Source organism: Micromonospora lutea, from assembly GCF_016863535.1.
GTDB lineage: Bacteria > Actinomycetota > Actinomycetes > Mycobacteriales > Micromonosporaceae > Micromonospora > Micromonospora lutea.
Genome location: NZ_BOPB01000013.1, coordinates 241,464 through 255,504 on the forward strand (window position 1 = coordinate 241,464; position 14,041 = coordinate 255,504).

15 protein-coding genes are annotated in these 14,041 nt (G+C 70.3%); 10 read left to right on the plus strand and 5 right to left on the minus strand.

The window, feature by feature from the left end:
• Positions 1-16: 16 nt before the first annotated feature.
• Positions 17-2,278 carry a carboxypeptidase-like regulatory domain-containing protein gene (locus tag Vlu01_RS14630; RefSeq protein ID WP_203999102.1) on the minus strand — a complete coding sequence of 754 codons (2,262 nt, stop codon included), beginning with the start codon at positions 2,276-2,278 and terminating at the stop codon, positions 17-19.
• Positions 2,279-2,410: 132 nt separating this feature from the next.
• On the opposite strand from Vlu01_RS14630, the gene Vlu01_RS14635 reads away from it, so the two are divergent.
• The 5 genes from Vlu01_RS14635 (at position 2,411) to amcA (ending at position 7,172) form a co-directional block, all read left to right on the plus strand.
• The gene (locus Vlu01_RS14635) at positions 2,411-2,743 is read left to right on the plus strand and encodes a sterol carrier family protein (protein ID WP_373307395.1); all 333 of its coding nucleotides are present in this window, start codon (positions 2,411-2,413) and stop codon (positions 2,741-2,743) included.
• Between the two features lie 162 nt (positions 2,744-2,905).
• Positions 2,906-4,468, plus strand: coding sequence for an amidophosphoribosyltransferase (purF, locus tag Vlu01_RS14640; protein ID WP_203999108.1), 1,563 nt, complete (start codon positions 2,906-2,908; stop codon positions 4,466-4,468).
• Between the two features lie 64 nt (positions 4,469-4,532).
• On the plus strand, positions 4,533-5,687 hold the full coding sequence (purM, locus tag Vlu01_RS14645) for a phosphoribosylformylglycinamidine cyclo-ligase (RefSeq protein WP_203999111.1): 1,155 nt from the start codon (positions 4,533-4,535) through the stop codon (positions 5,685-5,687).
• A gap of 176 nt (positions 5,688-5,863) precedes the next feature.
• Positions 5,864-6,967 carry a cyclophane-forming radical SAM peptide maturase AmcB gene (gene amcB, locus Vlu01_RS14650; protein WP_308440944.1) on the plus strand — a complete coding sequence of 368 codons (1,104 nt, stop codon included), beginning with the start codon at positions 5,864-5,866 and terminating at the stop codon, positions 6,965-6,967.
• Positions 6,936-7,172, plus strand: coding sequence for a multiple cyclophane-containing RiPP AmcA (gene amcA, locus Vlu01_RS14655; RefSeq protein ID WP_203999117.1), 237 nt, complete (start codon positions 6,936-6,938; stop codon positions 7,170-7,172). Before amcB ends, amcA begins: the two co-directional genes overlap by 32 nt.
• Before the next feature lie 146 nt (positions 7,173-7,318).
• On the opposite strand, the gene Vlu01_RS14660 is transcribed toward amcA, so the two are convergent.
• Positions 7,319-7,531, minus strand: coding sequence for a DUF3073 domain-containing protein (locus tag Vlu01_RS14660; RefSeq protein WP_155217192.1), 213 nt, complete (start codon positions 7,529-7,531; stop codon positions 7,319-7,321).
• A gap of 288 nt (positions 7,532-7,819) precedes the next feature.
• Positions 7,820-8,902, minus strand: a complete 1,083-nt coding sequence (locus tag Vlu01_RS14665) for a Glu/Leu/Phe/Val family dehydrogenase (RefSeq protein ID WP_203999120.1) — start codon at positions 8,900-8,902, stop codon at positions 7,820-7,822.
• 275 nt (positions 8,903-9,177) lie between these two features.
• Here Vlu01_RS14665 and Vlu01_RS14670 point away from each other — a divergent pair, with 275 nt between their 5' ends.
• The gene (locus Vlu01_RS14670) at positions 9,178-10,017 is read left to right on the plus strand and encodes a DUF8083 family protein (protein ID WP_203999123.1); all 840 of its coding nucleotides are present in this window, start codon (positions 9,178-9,180) and stop codon (positions 10,015-10,017) included.
• A gap of 258 nt (positions 10,018-10,275) precedes the next feature.
• Entirely contained in the window at positions 10,276-10,485 is a 210-nt protein-coding gene (locus Vlu01_RS14675) for a BldC family transcriptional regulator (RefSeq protein WP_007073996.1), read from the plus strand.
• A 99-nt stretch (positions 10,486-10,584) separates the two neighbouring features.
• On the opposite strand, the gene Vlu01_RS14680 is transcribed toward Vlu01_RS14675, so the two are convergent.
• A complete protein-coding gene (locus Vlu01_RS14680; RefSeq protein ID WP_203999126.1) occupies positions 10,585-10,965 on the minus strand; it encodes a PPOX class F420-dependent oxidoreductase in 381 nt (126 codons plus the stop codon).
• A 54-nt stretch (positions 10,966-11,019) separates the two neighbouring features.
• Between Vlu01_RS14680 and Vlu01_RS14685 the strand changes: the two genes are divergently transcribed.
• Entirely contained in the window at positions 11,020-11,799 is a 780-nt protein-coding gene (locus Vlu01_RS14685) for a class I SAM-dependent methyltransferase (RefSeq protein WP_203999129.1), read from the plus strand.
• An 86-nt stretch (positions 11,800-11,885) separates the two neighbouring features.
• On the opposite strand, the gene Vlu01_RS14690 is transcribed toward Vlu01_RS14685, so the two are convergent.
• Entirely contained in the window at positions 11,886-12,182 is a 297-nt protein-coding gene (locus Vlu01_RS14690; RefSeq protein ID WP_203999133.1) for a hypothetical protein, read from the minus strand.
• A 194-nt stretch (positions 12,183-12,376) separates the two neighbouring features.
• Between Vlu01_RS14690 and Vlu01_RS14695 the strand changes: the two genes are divergently transcribed.
• Together Vlu01_RS14695 and Vlu01_RS14700 are read left to right on the plus strand one after the other, a co-directional pair.
• Complete coding sequence (locus Vlu01_RS14695) at positions 12,377-13,264, plus strand: 3-hydroxyacyl-CoA dehydrogenase family protein (RefSeq protein WP_203999136.1); 888 nt, start codon at positions 12,377-12,379, stop codon at positions 13,262-13,264.
• The gene (locus tag Vlu01_RS14700) at positions 13,261-14,004 is read left to right on the plus strand and encodes an enoyl-CoA hydratase/isomerase family protein (protein ID WP_203999139.1); all 744 of its coding nucleotides are present in this window, start codon (positions 13,261-13,263) and stop codon (positions 14,002-14,004) included. The genes Vlu01_RS14695 and Vlu01_RS14700 overlap by 4 nt, the downstream gene beginning before the upstream one ends.
• Positions 14,005-14,041 lie beyond the last annotated feature (37 nt).

The following is a 14,041-nucleotide window of genomic DNA, read 5'->3' on the forward strand; positions in this document are numbered from 1 at the left end:
AACGCTGGGTGAGCTCCTAGTCGTCCAGCCAGTCCAGACGGCGTCCGCCGCGGTCCTGGCCAGCGTCGGGCCGCCTGCGGCCGGTCTGCGCCGGGTCACCGTATCCGCCGCCCTGATCGCCGCCGTAACCCCCGGCCTGATCGCCGCCGTAACCACCCTGGTCGTAGGCGTTGTCGTAGCCGCCGTGCTGACGGGGAGGTTCCTGTCCGCCGCCGTAACCCCCGGCCTGGCCACCGCCGTAGCCGCCCTGGTCGTAGCCGCCACGCGACGGCGAGTCCTGACCGTAGCCGCCGCCGCTCTGGCCGCCGCCGTAGCCACCCTGGTCGTAACCGCCGTCGTACCTGGTGTTGTCGTAGCCACCGTGCTGGTGCCCGGATTCCTGACCGTAGCCACCGGCCGGCTGGTCGTAACCGGCCTTCGGCTCCGCGGCACCGTAGCCGCCGCCCGCCTGTCCCGGTCCGTAGCCACGCGTCGAGTCCCCCGGCCCGTAGCCGCCGCTCGGTTGCTCGCCCGGCCCGTAGCCGCGCGTCGCCTCACCCTGGCCGTAACCGCGCGCCTCGCTCTGGCCGTAGCCGCCCGGCTCGCCCGACCCGTAACCGCGGGCCGGGTCGCCGCCCGGACCGTAGGCACCGCCGGCCTCGTTGCGGCCGTAACCGCCGGGCTCGGGCTGACCGTAACCCTGTCCGGCCTCCGGCTGATACACGCCGGTGGCGTACGGGTCGGCGGGGACCGGGTAGGTCGTCTCCTCACCCTTGTAGCGGCCGGTCGGCTCGTCGTACCGCTCGCCGTAGCCGGCACCGCCGGCCGGCGGGTACTCCGAGCCGGCGTTGCCGGCACCGTAGTCACGGCTGCCGTAGCCACTGCCGGACGACGGGCTGTTTCCGTAGCCGCTGCCGGAGGACGGGGCGTTGCCGTAGCCGCCACCGGACGAGGGAGCGTTGCCGTAGCCGGGGGTGCCGTAACCGCCCGGCTCGTCGCCATAACCGCCCCCACCGGACCAGCCGGCCGGCCCGCTCGCGGCACCGTAGGGCTGCGGCGGTGCGCCGTAGGGGTCCGGCGGGACGTCGTCCACGACCGGCTGGTGCATCATCGTCGGCGCGTTGGCCAGACCGGGGCCGCCGACCATGGTCGGGTCCGGCGCGGCGCCGACCCGGTTCACCACCCGGGTCTGGTCGTCCGCACTGGCGAACGAGCCACGGGCGGCCGGGACCGCGCCGGCTGGCGCGCCAGCCGGAACGTCGCCCTCGGGCTCGACGTCCTCGTTTTCCTTGCGCTTCATCCAGAGCAGCACGATCGTGCCGACACCGACGGCCACGAAGAGACCGCCCAGCAGGATCAGCAGCCAGTTGCCGAAGCCGCCGGAGTCCTCGTTGGAGATCGGTGCCTGAGCGGCGGCGCTCTCGGCGGGAGTTTCCTCCTCCTCGCCGAGTTCCTCCTCGAAGGGATCCTCGGTCGGCACCGCCGACTCGCTCGCCGACGGGGTGGGGCTCGGACTGGCCGAGGCCGCGATCGGCAGGGTGATCCGACGCCCGGTGATGCTCTGTCCGGCGTTGGCGGTGAAGCTCGCCACGGCGTTCTTGTTCTCGGCGCTCGCACCGATGTCGATCCGCCCGGGAGCGATCGGGTTGTCACGGCTGCCGGTGAACCGGAAGTTGCCGTCGCCGTTGGTGGTGGTGTCCCGCTGCTTGCCGGCGCTGTCCTTGAGCAGGACGTACGCGCCCGACACCGCTTCGCCGGCCTGGTTGACGACCTTGCCGGAGATCGATCGCACCGTCTGCGGCGCCTGCGTCGTCGGCGGCGGGGGCGGGGCCTGCTCACCGCGGACGGTCAGTTGCAGATTGGCGGTCGCCGGGTCGGAGCTGTCCGGCTGGACCTGAACAGTGACGGCGCTGGAACCGTTGCGGGCGTTGTCGTTGGCCCGCAACGTCAGCAGTTGAGTCCTCGGTGCCGGTCCGTTGAACTGGATGCTGCCGCAGCCCCTGGCGCAGCTCACGCCGGCGGGAAGGCCGGTCAGGCTGATCTCGGCGCTGGTGTCACCCTCGCCGGGAGTGACCTGGACCGTCACCGTGGCGTCGCTGCCGGCGTTGACGTTCACCGAGCCGGGCACGACGTTGACGGTGGCGGCGAAGGCGGGTGTGGCAGGGACGGCGAGCAGGGCACTGATCGTCAGCGCCACAACCACACCGGCCCGCTTGTGCCAGGCTCGTCGGTGTGTTGACACGTCCACCGCCTTCCGGACTGACCTCCCCTGACCGGCGGGTGCCGGGCCGGGGAACATCACGGTACGAATACGCCGTCGGCAACTATGCCTTGTCTGGCTGGATCGGCGCGACCCAGGGCCAGCGTGACGGCCGGCGCGGTGACGCCGTATCGTCCCGTCGTGTCCTCTCCGTACATTAAGTCCGCCTCGATAGTGGCGGCGTTGTCGGCGCTCGATGAGGGGCGTACGCCCGAACGGTCGGTGCTCCGCGAGGCGGTCAGGGCCTTGTTGACCCTCCTCGCGGACCGCGCCCCCGGCCGATCGGTGGAGGTGCGTGTCCCACCTTACGGTGCAGTTCAGTGTGTACCGGGACCGCGACACACCCGCGGTACTCCGCCCAACACAGTGGAGATGGATCCGGAAACCTGGCTCGGGTTGGCCACCGGACGCCTCGAATGGGCCCGGGCGGTCACGGAGGGTCGCGTCAAGTCGAGCGGAGTGCGAGCGGACCTGTCCGCGTATCTGCCGCTCGAACTGGAGTGACTGCTGAGCATGGTGACACAAAGCGGTGACAGTGTGACTGTATGTGGCGACATGGATTCGCGTACACTGTCAGGCGACGACAGTGTGGTCCCGGCCATAGGAGTGCGGAACAGCCCCAGTGGTTCCGCCAGGCCAGTCCAGACCAGCAAGAGGGAGCGGCAGGTGCCCCGAGGCGACGGCCGGCTGAGCCACGACCTTGACCCCCAGCGACCCGGCCCCCAGGACGCCTGCGGTGTCTTCGGCGTATGGGCTCCAGGCGAAGAGGTCGCCAACCTGACCTACTTCGGGCTGTACGCGTTGCAGCACCGGGGCCAGGAGGCGGCCGGCATCGCGGTCAGCGACGGTTCCGGCGTGGTGGTCTACAAGGATCTCGGTCTGGTGGCCCAGGTCTTCGACGAGCCGACCCTGGCCAGCCTGCGCGGGCACCTCGCCATCGGGCACACCCGTTATTCGACGACAGGTGGCTCGACCTGGGAAAACGCGCAGCCCACCATCCGGGCCACCACGTCGGGAACGACCATCGCGCTGGCGCACAACGGCAACCTGGTCAACACCGCCGAGCTTCAACGGGAGGCGGCCGAGCAGGGGTTGAGCGCGGACGGTTCGACCAACGACACCTCGCTGGTCACCATGCTGCTGGCCAGCCGACCCGACCTCTCCGTAGAGGCCGCCGCGTTGGAGGTGCTGCCTCGGCTGCGCGGCGCATTCAGCTTCGTCTTCATGGACGAGTCGACCCTCTACGCCGCCCGCGACCCGCACGGCGTACGCCCGCTGGTGCTCGGGCGGCTGGAGCGCGGCTGGGTGGTGGCCAGCGAGACGGCGGCGCTGGACATCGTCGGCGCCAGCGTGGTCCGCGAGGTCGAGCCGGGCGAGCTGATCGCGATCGACGCCGAAGGGCTGCGCTCCACCCGGTTCGCCGCCCCCGAGCCCAAGGGCTGCCTCTTCGAATACGTCTACATCGCCCGGCCGGACGCCACCATCGCCGGCCGCAACGTGCACGCCGCCCGGATGCAGATCGGGCGTCAACTGGCCAAGGAGCACCCGGTCGAGGCGGACCTGGTCATCGGGGTCCCCGAGTCCGGCATTCCGGCTGCGATCGGCTACGCCGAGGAGTCCGGCATCACCTACGGCGCCGGCCTGATGAAGAACCCGTACGTCGGGCGCACCTTCATCCAGCCGTCGCAGACGCTGCGTCAGCTCGGCATCCGGCTCAAACTCAACCCGCTGCGGGAAAACGTGCGGGGCAAGCGCCTGGTGGTGGTCGATGACACCATCGTCCGCGGCAACACCCAGCGGGCGATCGTGCGCATGCTGCGCGAGGCGGGTGCGGTGGAGGTGCACGTACGCATCTCGGCTCCGCCGGTCTCCTGGCCCTGTTTCTACGGCATCGACTTCCCCACCCGGGCGGAGCTGCTCGCCAACGGTCTCGACAACGACGACATCCGGCGCTCCATCGGGGCGGACACGCTCGGCTACGTCTCGCTGTCGGGTCTGATCGCCGCGACCGAGCAGCCGAAGACCCGGTTGTGCCGGGCCTGCTTCGACGGGGAGTACCCGATCGAGCTGCCCGTCGACAACCTGATCGGCAAACACGTGCTCGAAGGGATCGGCCGCCGGGTCGCCAACCACGCGGCCGACGACATCGAGCCGGCCGAGCACCTCGTCCCGCAACTCGACAGCAGTTTCGGCGAACTCAAACCGTCGGCGACCACACACCGCCCGTAGCACCACCCGGCTGCGGCGCCGGTCACCGTCGACGCGACAGCCGAGAACCACAAAGGGGAGAACCGTGACGCACGTGTCCGAGCGCAGCGGCGCAGGAAGCAGCCCGAGCGGCGCTGACGGGGACCGTCAGCCCTGGACGGCCGGTGCCGGCCGCCCGGCGCGCAAACGCTCGGTCTCGTACAAGGACGCCGGCGTGTCCATCGAGGCGGGCGACCGTGCCGTGGAGCTGCTCAAGTCGAAGGTGAAGCAGACCCGCCGGCCGGAGGTGATGGGCGACCTCGGTGGTTTCGCCGGCCTGTTCCGGCTGGACACCTCGAAGTACAAGCACCCGATCCTGGCCTCCTCCACCGACGGCGTCGGCACCAAGCTGGTGATCGCCCAGCAGATGAACATCCACGACACGGTCGGCATCGACCTGGTCGCGATGGTCGTCGACGACCTGGTCGCCTGCGGCGCGGAGCCGCTCTTCCTGCTGGACTACATTGCCACCGGTGAGGTGGTGCCGGACAAGGTCGCCGAGATCGGCGCCGGCATCGCCGACGGCTGCCGGTACGCGGGCTGCGCGCTGCTGGGCGGGGAGACCGCCGAGCACCCGGGGGTGCTGCGCCCCGACGAGTACGACGTCTCCGCCACCGGCGTCGGTGTGGTGGAGGAGAGTGAGATCCTCAGCTCCGAGCGGGTCGAGGTGGGCGACGTGGTGATCGCGATGCGCTCGTCCGGTCTGCACTCGAACGGGTACTCCCTGGTCCGGCACGTGCTGCTCGGTGCCGGCCGGATGCGACTGGACGTGGTGATCGACGACTTCGGCCGCCAGCGCACCCTCGGCGAGGAACTCCTCACCCCCACCAAGATCTACGCGCAGGACTGCCTCAAGCTGATCGCGGAGGCTGACGTGCGGGCCCTGGCCCACGTCACCGGCGGCGGCATCCCCGGCAACCTGGTGCGGATCCTGCCGGAGCACGTGGACGCGGTGGTCAACCGGTCGACGTGGAAGCCGCAGCCGATCTTCGACCTGATCCAGTCCAAGGGCCGGATCGAGGACCCGGAGATGGAAGCGACCTTCAACATGGGTGTCGGCATGTTCGCGATCGTGTCGGCGGAGGACGCCGACCGCGCGCTGGCCACGCTCACCGGCCGTGGCGTCGACGCCTGGCAGGTCGGCGAGATCATCGAGGGCACCGGCGAGGTGCGGATGGTCGGCCAGCACACCCGAGGATGATCACTTTACGATGATTGTTCGACCACCTGATCAGGGCTTCACCCGAGTGGCCGTCGCCGCCTAGCCTGAAGGGCACCCTCAGAAGCTGTGGGGCGCGCCCCGGCCGGGTCGCGCCCGGCAGCCCAAGACCGCTACGGAGGAGGGCGATGGCTGCGCGGGGACGGTCATTGGGCGGGATGCGGGGCCTGGCCACCGTCCCGTCGTACGTGGTGATGCAGCCCACCACCCTCTGCAACCTCGACTGCGCGTACTGCTATCTGCCGTTTCGGGCGGCGGACCGGCAGATGCCGGTCGCGGTGGCCGAGGCGGTGGCCGCCTCGGTGAACCGGTGGGCGTCCACCGACCGGTTCTCCGTGGTCTGGCACGGCGGGGAGCCGCTGGCCGCCGGTCGGGAGCGGCTGGCGGAGTTGATGGCGCCCTTCGGGCCGGAGGTGGAGCACCACGTCCAGACCAACGCCACGCTGATCGACGACGCCTGGTGCGAGTTCTTCGCCCGGCACCGGATGCGGGTGAGCGTGAGCGTGGACGGGCCGCGCGACCGCAACGGCGAACGGGTCACCCGGGCGGGCCGACCGGCGTACGACCGGATCGTCCGCGGGGTGGCCGCGTTGCGTCGACACGGGCTGCCGTTCTCGGCGCTCGCGGTGGTCAACGACCCTTCGCCGGGCCGGGCCACCGAACTGTACGACTACTTCCTCGACCTCGGGTGTGAGGTGCTCGGCGTCAACATCGAGGAGACCGAGGGAGTCAACACCCGGGACAATGCCCATGAGGCTCCGGTGGTGACCGCATTCTGGGCCGAGCTGGTCGCGGCCTGGCGGCGGAATCCCCGGATCCACCTGCGGGAGGTGGAGTGGTCGTTGCGGTACGCCGCCGCAGTGCTGGACGGTACGGCGGGCGATCTGCTGCCTACCCGGCTCGACCCGATACCGACGGTGGCGTACGACGGCTCGGTCGTGGTGCTTTCGCCCGAGCTGGCGGGCTTCACCGATCCTCGGTACGGCGACTTCTCCAGTGGAAGCGTGCTCGCCACCCCGTTACACACCATCCTGGCGGACGCGGAGCGCACTCCGTGGGTCGGCGAGTTCATCGACGGCGTGGAGGCGTGCCGCTCCTCCTGCCCGTATTTCGGTTTCTGTGGCGGAGGCCACGCGGCCAACCGCTACTTCGAGCTGGGGCGCTTTGACGGTACGGAGACCGAGCACTGCCGAAACAGCAAGATCCGCCTACTGGAGGGAGTGTTGGAGCATGCCCGAGATCACCAGTCGCCGGGAGCCTGAGACCGTGACGGGAGACGAGCCTGACCGGGTCGCCGACCGGGTGCGGGAAGCCGCTGCCGGACTCAACGCCCTGCTCCACGAGGCCGAGGTCGCGCGTCAGATACGGGCGGAGGTGGCGGGTGGCGATGGCGCCAGCGCCGTCTGCGCCTGGAACCACTTCGAAAACATCCCGACGTTCTACAACTGGAACAACCGTCCCCGCTGACCAGTCCTCGTCGAGGGCCCGCCACGTCGCCGGATCATCGTCCGGCCATGGTGGGCCCTCGACTCGTCGGGTGCTGCACGCCGCTGCGTGGCCGGCACATACGTGAGCACGCGGGGACACCGCGTGCTCAGATATGCGACCGGGGGTCAGCGGGTCGGACGGACCCAGTTGTCCGGGTCGTCGTCGGAGTGGTCCTCGTCGTCGTCGACGTACTCTTTGTAGTCGTCGTCGAAGTTGCGGTCCGACTTGCCGCCGCCGCCGAGTTCTCGCTGCAAGGCGGCGAGGTCGGTGTTCGGGGAGTGGTACTTCAGCTCCCGGGCCACCTTTGTCTGCTTGGCCTTAGCACGGCCGCGCCCCATGGCTCGACCCCCTCGCACAGAATGCGGGGCAGCCCGAAGGCGGGCCCCGATGACGTCAGGAATCTCTCGTGGCTCTTACGGTACATGGGGATGCCACCGTTCGGCACCTCGGGTTACCTATGACTACGACCGCGCGTTGCGGTCGTCAGGACGTCACCCAGTGTACCCGGTAAGGAGCGATGCCGAGACTGGTCGTGACACGGGGCAAATCGGCACGAAAGTGCCGGATCATCCGCCCGTTCGGCGGCGCCGGGGGCGGGACCACCAGCCCGCCCCCGAGGCGCGTCGTCAGCGCAGGTGAATCGCGCGCAGGCGGCCGATCTCGGCCATCCGTCGTTCGGCCAGCCGGTCCGCCGCCACGGCGGGCGGTACGCCGTCGGTGTCGGCGAGACGGAGGATCTCCCGGGTGGTGTCGTAGATCCGGGTGGCGCGCAGCTTGGCCCGTTCGAAGTCGAAACCCTCGATCTCATCGGCGACCTGGATCACGCCGCCGGCGTTCACCACGTAATCGGGGGCGTAGAGGATGCCCCGGTCGGCGAGCAGCTTCTCCACGCCGGAGTGGGCGAGCTGGTTGTTGGCCGCCCCGGTCACCACCTTGGCGCGCAGTGCCCCCACCGTGTCGTCGTTCAGCGCGCCACCCAGGGCGCACGGAGCGTACACGTCGATGTCGGCGGAGATCAGTGCGGAGACGTCGTCGACAAGATGGATCTGGGGGTGCGTGGTACGCGCCCACTCAAGTGCCTGTGGGTTGACGTCGGTGGCGACCACCTCGGCCCCGTCCTCCAACAGGTGACCGACGAGGTACTTGCCGACCTTGCCCAGCCCGGCGACGCCGACCCGCCGGCCGTGCAGGGTCGGTACGCCCCAGACGTGCTCGGCCGCCGCCCGCATGCCCTGGAACACGCCCCAGGCGGTGAGGATGGAGGAGTCGCCCGCCCCGCCGTGCTCGACGCTGCGGCCGGTGACGTACCGGGTCTCCCGGGCGATCACGTCCATGTCCGGCACGTAGGTGCCCACGTCGCAGGCGGTGTAGTAGCGCCCACCCAGCGACTCCACGAAGCGGCCGTAGGCGCGCAGCAGCGCCTCGCTCTTGATCTGCGCCGGATCGCCCCAGATGACCGCCTTGCCGCCGCCGAGGTCCAGCCCGGCGAGGGCGTTCTTGTACGCCATGCCGCGGGAGAGGTCGAGCACGTCGGCGAGGGCGGCCTCCTCGCTGGCGTACGGGTAGAAGCGGGTGCCGCCGAGCGCGGGGCCCAGCGCGGTGGAGTAGATGCCGATGATCGCCTTCAGGCCGGTTTGCTTGTCCTGACAGAACACGACCTGCTCGTGGCCTGTGGACTCCGGGTCGTCCGTGGTGGCGAATACGCCCATGACTGGCTCCTGTGTCGGCGGGCGCCCTTGTGAGGCGCGGACCTGGTCAACGTCGGCGGGGATGCTGCCGGTGGTGCGAGCCTAGTATCGGAGCGCGTCGCGCCGCTCTCCCGAGTAGCGGCCATCCCGTCCTGCGGGCGGTCCGCCCCGGCCCCGCCGCTGTCGCGAGCGAGGACGCATCGGCGGAGGCTTCGCCCAGGTTGATCGCGCGCCGCGCCGCGTCGAGCGGTGACGCCGAGCAACGCTCGGCTTGCCGTTCGTGGGAGGATCGCGCCGTGCCGTCGCTCTTCGCTTCATACCTGCGCGTGTACGAGCCCCTGACTGCCTTCGACCGAGATCGCCAGTCCTACTGGCGGCGCTACGTCGAGCAGGGGCGGGCCGTGGCGCCGGTCGAGGGGCCGGGCCGGCAGCGGACCTCCGTGATCGAGGCGCTCGGCGCCGGTTGGACCCGACTGCCGGACCTGCCGGACGAGGCGTACGTGCTGGAGACCGACGAGACCCTGCTGGTGTGCCCGTGGAACCTGCGTATCCGGGTGGCTGAGGCGGCGTTGAGCGCGCGGGACGGCGTACCGCCGGTGCTGGCCGACGCCTTCGTGCCGCCGGTGCTGGCCGGGCAGGCCAAGGCGGTGGTGGAGGACTGGCGCAGCGGTGCCCGGGTGCTGGAGCACGGCGTCCCCCGGGTGCACGAACAGATCGCGACCTGGGGTGTGCCACTGCGCTGGTTCGTGCTCTTCGAGGCGCAGGAGCGAAACCACGTGACCGTCCCCGACCGTCGCTCGCTGCGTTTCCGGACGGAGATCTCCAAAGCCCGCCGTCGCTCGTCCCGGGCGCTCGCGGTGCTCCGCAAGTCGGTTGGCGACGCGCCGATCACGGAGGCGGTCGAGGAGGCGGCGCGCTGGCTTGAGGAGTTCCACCCGCGTTCGGTGGTGGAACTGGACTACGGCGGGTTGGTCGATCTGCTCTCGGACGAGACGCTGGCCGAGGATGACTCACCGGAGCTGGTCGCGACCGGGTTGGCCGGGTTGTCCCGGGGTGAGGCGGAGGAAGCGTCAGCGGCGTACGACAAGCTGGTTGCGCGGTGGCGCGCGGTTCAACTCCTGGAGCGCTGCAACTGACCTTTGTGGTCAATGTCCTGATTTCTCGGCCTTAACGCGAGGGGTCCTCGTAGTTGACGCATCACGAACCGTGATCATGAGTCCGAATAAGTTACTTTCTGTGGTGTAAAAGTCGTATAAATCGGGCATGGTTCATCCGTCCGTCTAAGGACGTTCGGCCGTTCGGCCCATGTCGGACATCGGGGACTAGCCGGACCATGGGAGACGCGTCGGCCGGCGGGACCCCGGCCGATGTCTATACATGTGGAGGAGTGACCGATGGCATCGCGAACGCACGAACCAGAGCCGCTACTCACGCCGGCCGAGGTGGCGTCGATGTTCCGTGTCGACCCGAAGACGGTGACCCGTTGGGCGAAGGCTGGCAAACTGAGCGCCATCCGGACCCTCGGCGGACACCGCCGATACCGCGAGTCTGAGGTCAGGGCACTGCTGCAGGGACAGATCCCGCAGCAGCGCCAGGGGGACTGACCAGGTCGGACAGCAGAGCTTTACGAAGGGCGGCGGACTCGTTCCGCCGCCCTTCGCCATGTCCGGATCAACGAGGTCCGGCAAGCCGGAACGCGAAACTCAGTCGGTCAGTTCGACCCGGATGCCCACCGTGCCACCCTCACCTCGGCGCAGTCTGCTGCCGAGCAGAGTCAGCCGGCCGATCACCCGGTACTTCTGCTTGATCAGACCACGGATCCGGTTGGTCGCACCCGGGTCGTAGAGGCTCGCCCGGGCGGGCACCGCCTCGCCGTGCGGCCGGCCGCGTACGTCGCAGGGGGCCACCGTGACGTTGCCGCTGCGGCGGATCCGCTTCACCTTGCCGGCGTCGGCCGCCGACCACACCGCCAGAGCGTCGCCGTCGCGGACCGCCCAGACCGGGGTCGGTACCGCGCGACCGTCCTTGCGAAACGTCGTCAGGAGGATGTACTTCTCTGCTGATAGGCGGTCCAACGTGGTCACGCCGACAGGATACGGGCGCGGTGGCTGGCTGAGCGGCCGGATAGCGTGAAGCACGTGACAGGAGAGCCACGGATCGGTGATGTCTTCGGGGAACTGCTGCGCGACGCGCTGGCCGTGGCGACCGGGATCGGCCCCCGACCACTGGCCGGTGGGCGCCTGCCCCGCCCGGTCATCGAGATCATCGAGCGGGACGACGGGCTGGTCAACGGCGCACCCGCCGCTCATTATCTCGACGAACCGCAGGACTGGCAGCCGCACGACCATCGGGCGGTCGACCGGGTACGCGGGGCAACGCTTGATGTCGGTGTCGGCGGCGGACGGATCGCGCTGCTGCTCCAGGAGCGGGGCGTACCGGTCACCGGGCTGGACACCTCAGCCGGCGCGTTGCAGGTGTGCCGTCGCCGAGGCGTACGCGACCTGGTGCACGCCACCGTCGACGAGCACGCCACGAGCGGGCGGCGATACGACACCTTCCTGCTGCTCGGCAACAACCTGGGCCTGATCGAAGGACGGGAACGGGCGCCGACCTTCCTCGCCGCGCTGGCGGCACTGGCCCGCCCCGGCGCGCAGGTGATCGCCCATGGCACCGACCCGTACGGCACCCGGGATCCGGTGCACACCGGGTACCACGAGCACAATCGGCGACGGGGCCGCCTGGGCGGGCAGTTGAGGCTGCGGCTGCGTTACCGCGAGCTGGGTACACCCTGGTTCGACTACCTGGTCTGTTCGCCGGAGGAACTCGCCGAGCTGGTGCACGGCTCCCCCTGGCAGTTGGTCGACGTGGACAGCCACGACGCCCCGTACTACCTCGCCACCCTGCAGCTGACCGCCTGAGCCAGCTAACCGGTTGCGACGGCGCGGCGGTTAACAAGGGCCCCCTGCTATACCGGAGGCGATAACAGGGGGCCCTTCCTTACCGCTCAGACCTGGATGGTGGGCGGGAGTTGCTCCGGGGGGAGACCACCGTCGCCGTCGACCACCTCGTCGGGCTGGCCGTCCTCGTCGATGTCCACCATCGTGATGTCCACCTTGCCGTCCCCGTCGGTGTCGAACTGAAAAAGATCGGCCTTGCCGTCGCCGTCGGTGTCGACCACCCACACGTCGGTGCGGCCGTCGTTGTTGGTGTCGGCACGCAGCAGCTCGACGCGCTCGTCGCCGCGCGTCTCGACGGTCTCCTCGGCGCCCGTGCCGTTCACGGTCTCCGGTGCCTGGCTCATCTGCTCGTCCTTCCCTTGGTTGTCGGCGGTCTGTACCCGATCCCGGCCGCCCCCACGCATGGGACCGGGGCCGGCGCTGCATAGGGTCGCAGCATGACTGAGCGGAGCGTACGGGCTGACAACCGGCGTTGCGGCGACCCCGCGCGCCGCAGGCGTCAGCGAAGGGCCCCTTCTCACTGTGCGGTGGTGTCGCGATGACGGAACGGTTCGTGGTGGTGGGTGCCGGCACGATGGGTCTCGGCATCGCGTACGTGGCGGCCGGCAGCGGTCACGCCGTGGAACTTGTGGAGGTGGATCGGGAACGCGGTGCCGCGGCGCTGCGGCGGCTCGACGAGCTCTGGGAGCGGGCCGTGCGGCGCGGCAGGCTCAGCGCCGAGCAGGCCGACGCCGACCGGGCACGGATCACCCTGCGGGCGGGACTGGCCGAGGTCGCACCGGCACCGGACGTCATCGTGGAGGCGGTACCGGAGCGGCTCGAGCTCAAACGGGCCGTGCTCGCCGAGGCGGAGGCGCTGCGCCCGGCGCTGCTGGGCAGCAACACCTCCAGCATCCCGATCGCCGACCTCGCGGCGAAACTGACCCGGCCGGAGCGTTTCTGCGGGCTGCACTTCTTCAACCCGGTCTGGGCGATGGCGCTGTTGGAGATCGTGGTCGGGCCGGCCACCGCGCCGCAGACCACGGAGGCGGCCGTCACGCTCGCTGGTCGCCTGGGCAAGGACCCCGTCGTGGTACGCGACATGCCCGGCTTCGCCACCTCCCGGCTCGGCGTGACCCTCGGACTGGAGGCGATCCGGATGGTCGCCGACGGGGTCGCCAGCCCCGCCGACATCGACAAGGCGATGGTGCTCGGCTACCGACACCCGGTCGGCCCGCTGGAGCTGACCGACCTGGTCGGTCTGGACGTGCGTCTGGACATCGCGCGCACGTTGCAGGCCGCGTACGGTGACCGGTTCGCCCCACCACCGCTGCTGGTGGAGCTGGTTGCCGCCGGTCGGCTGGGTAAGAAGTCCGGGCACGGTTTCTACCGGTGGACCGACGGTGTGCGGGCGGGCGGCACCGAACCGCTGGAGGCGACGCGATGAGCGGGCTGCGGGTCGAGGAACAGCCGGACCGGCTGGTGGTCACGCTGGACCGGCCGGAGAAACGCAACGCCATCGACGCCGATCTGATCGCGGCCCTGCACGAGGTCTGTGCCGAGTTGGAGGCCCGCCCCCGGATGCTGTTGCTGACCGGTGGCACCGACGGGATCTTCGCCGGTGGAGCGGACATCGCCCAACTGCGGGAGCGCGGCCGGCTGGACGCACTGGCCGCGATCAACTCGGCGGCCTTCGCCCGGATCCGGGCGCTGCCGATGCCCACCGTGGCGGCGATCGACGGCCCGGCACTGGGCGGCGGCGCCGAACTGGCGTACGCCTGCGATCTTCGGATTTGCTCGGAGCGGGCGATTTTCGGCCAGCCGGAGGTGCGGCTCGGCATCCTGGCCGGTGCCGGCGCCACACACCGGCTGCCGGCGCTGGTGGGCGAGACCCGGGCCAAGGAGCTGTTGTTCACCGGCCGGCGAGTGGACGCGGCGGAGGCGCTGCGGATCGGCCTGGTGAACCAGGTGGTGGCCGCGCCCGAGGAGTTGCTGCCGGCGGCCCACGCGCTGATCGACGAGATGGCCAAGGGGTCGGCGTTGGCGCTGCGGTTGACCAAACTCGCCGTCGACGCCCCGACCGGCGCGCATCCACAACTGGACCTGGTCAGTCAGGCGGTGCTCTTCACCGACGAGGAGAAGCAGCGTCGGATGACGGAGTTCCTGGAGCGGCGGCGCGGGCGCTGAGGTGCCCGGAGACGGCGACGGCCGCACCGTCTGGTGC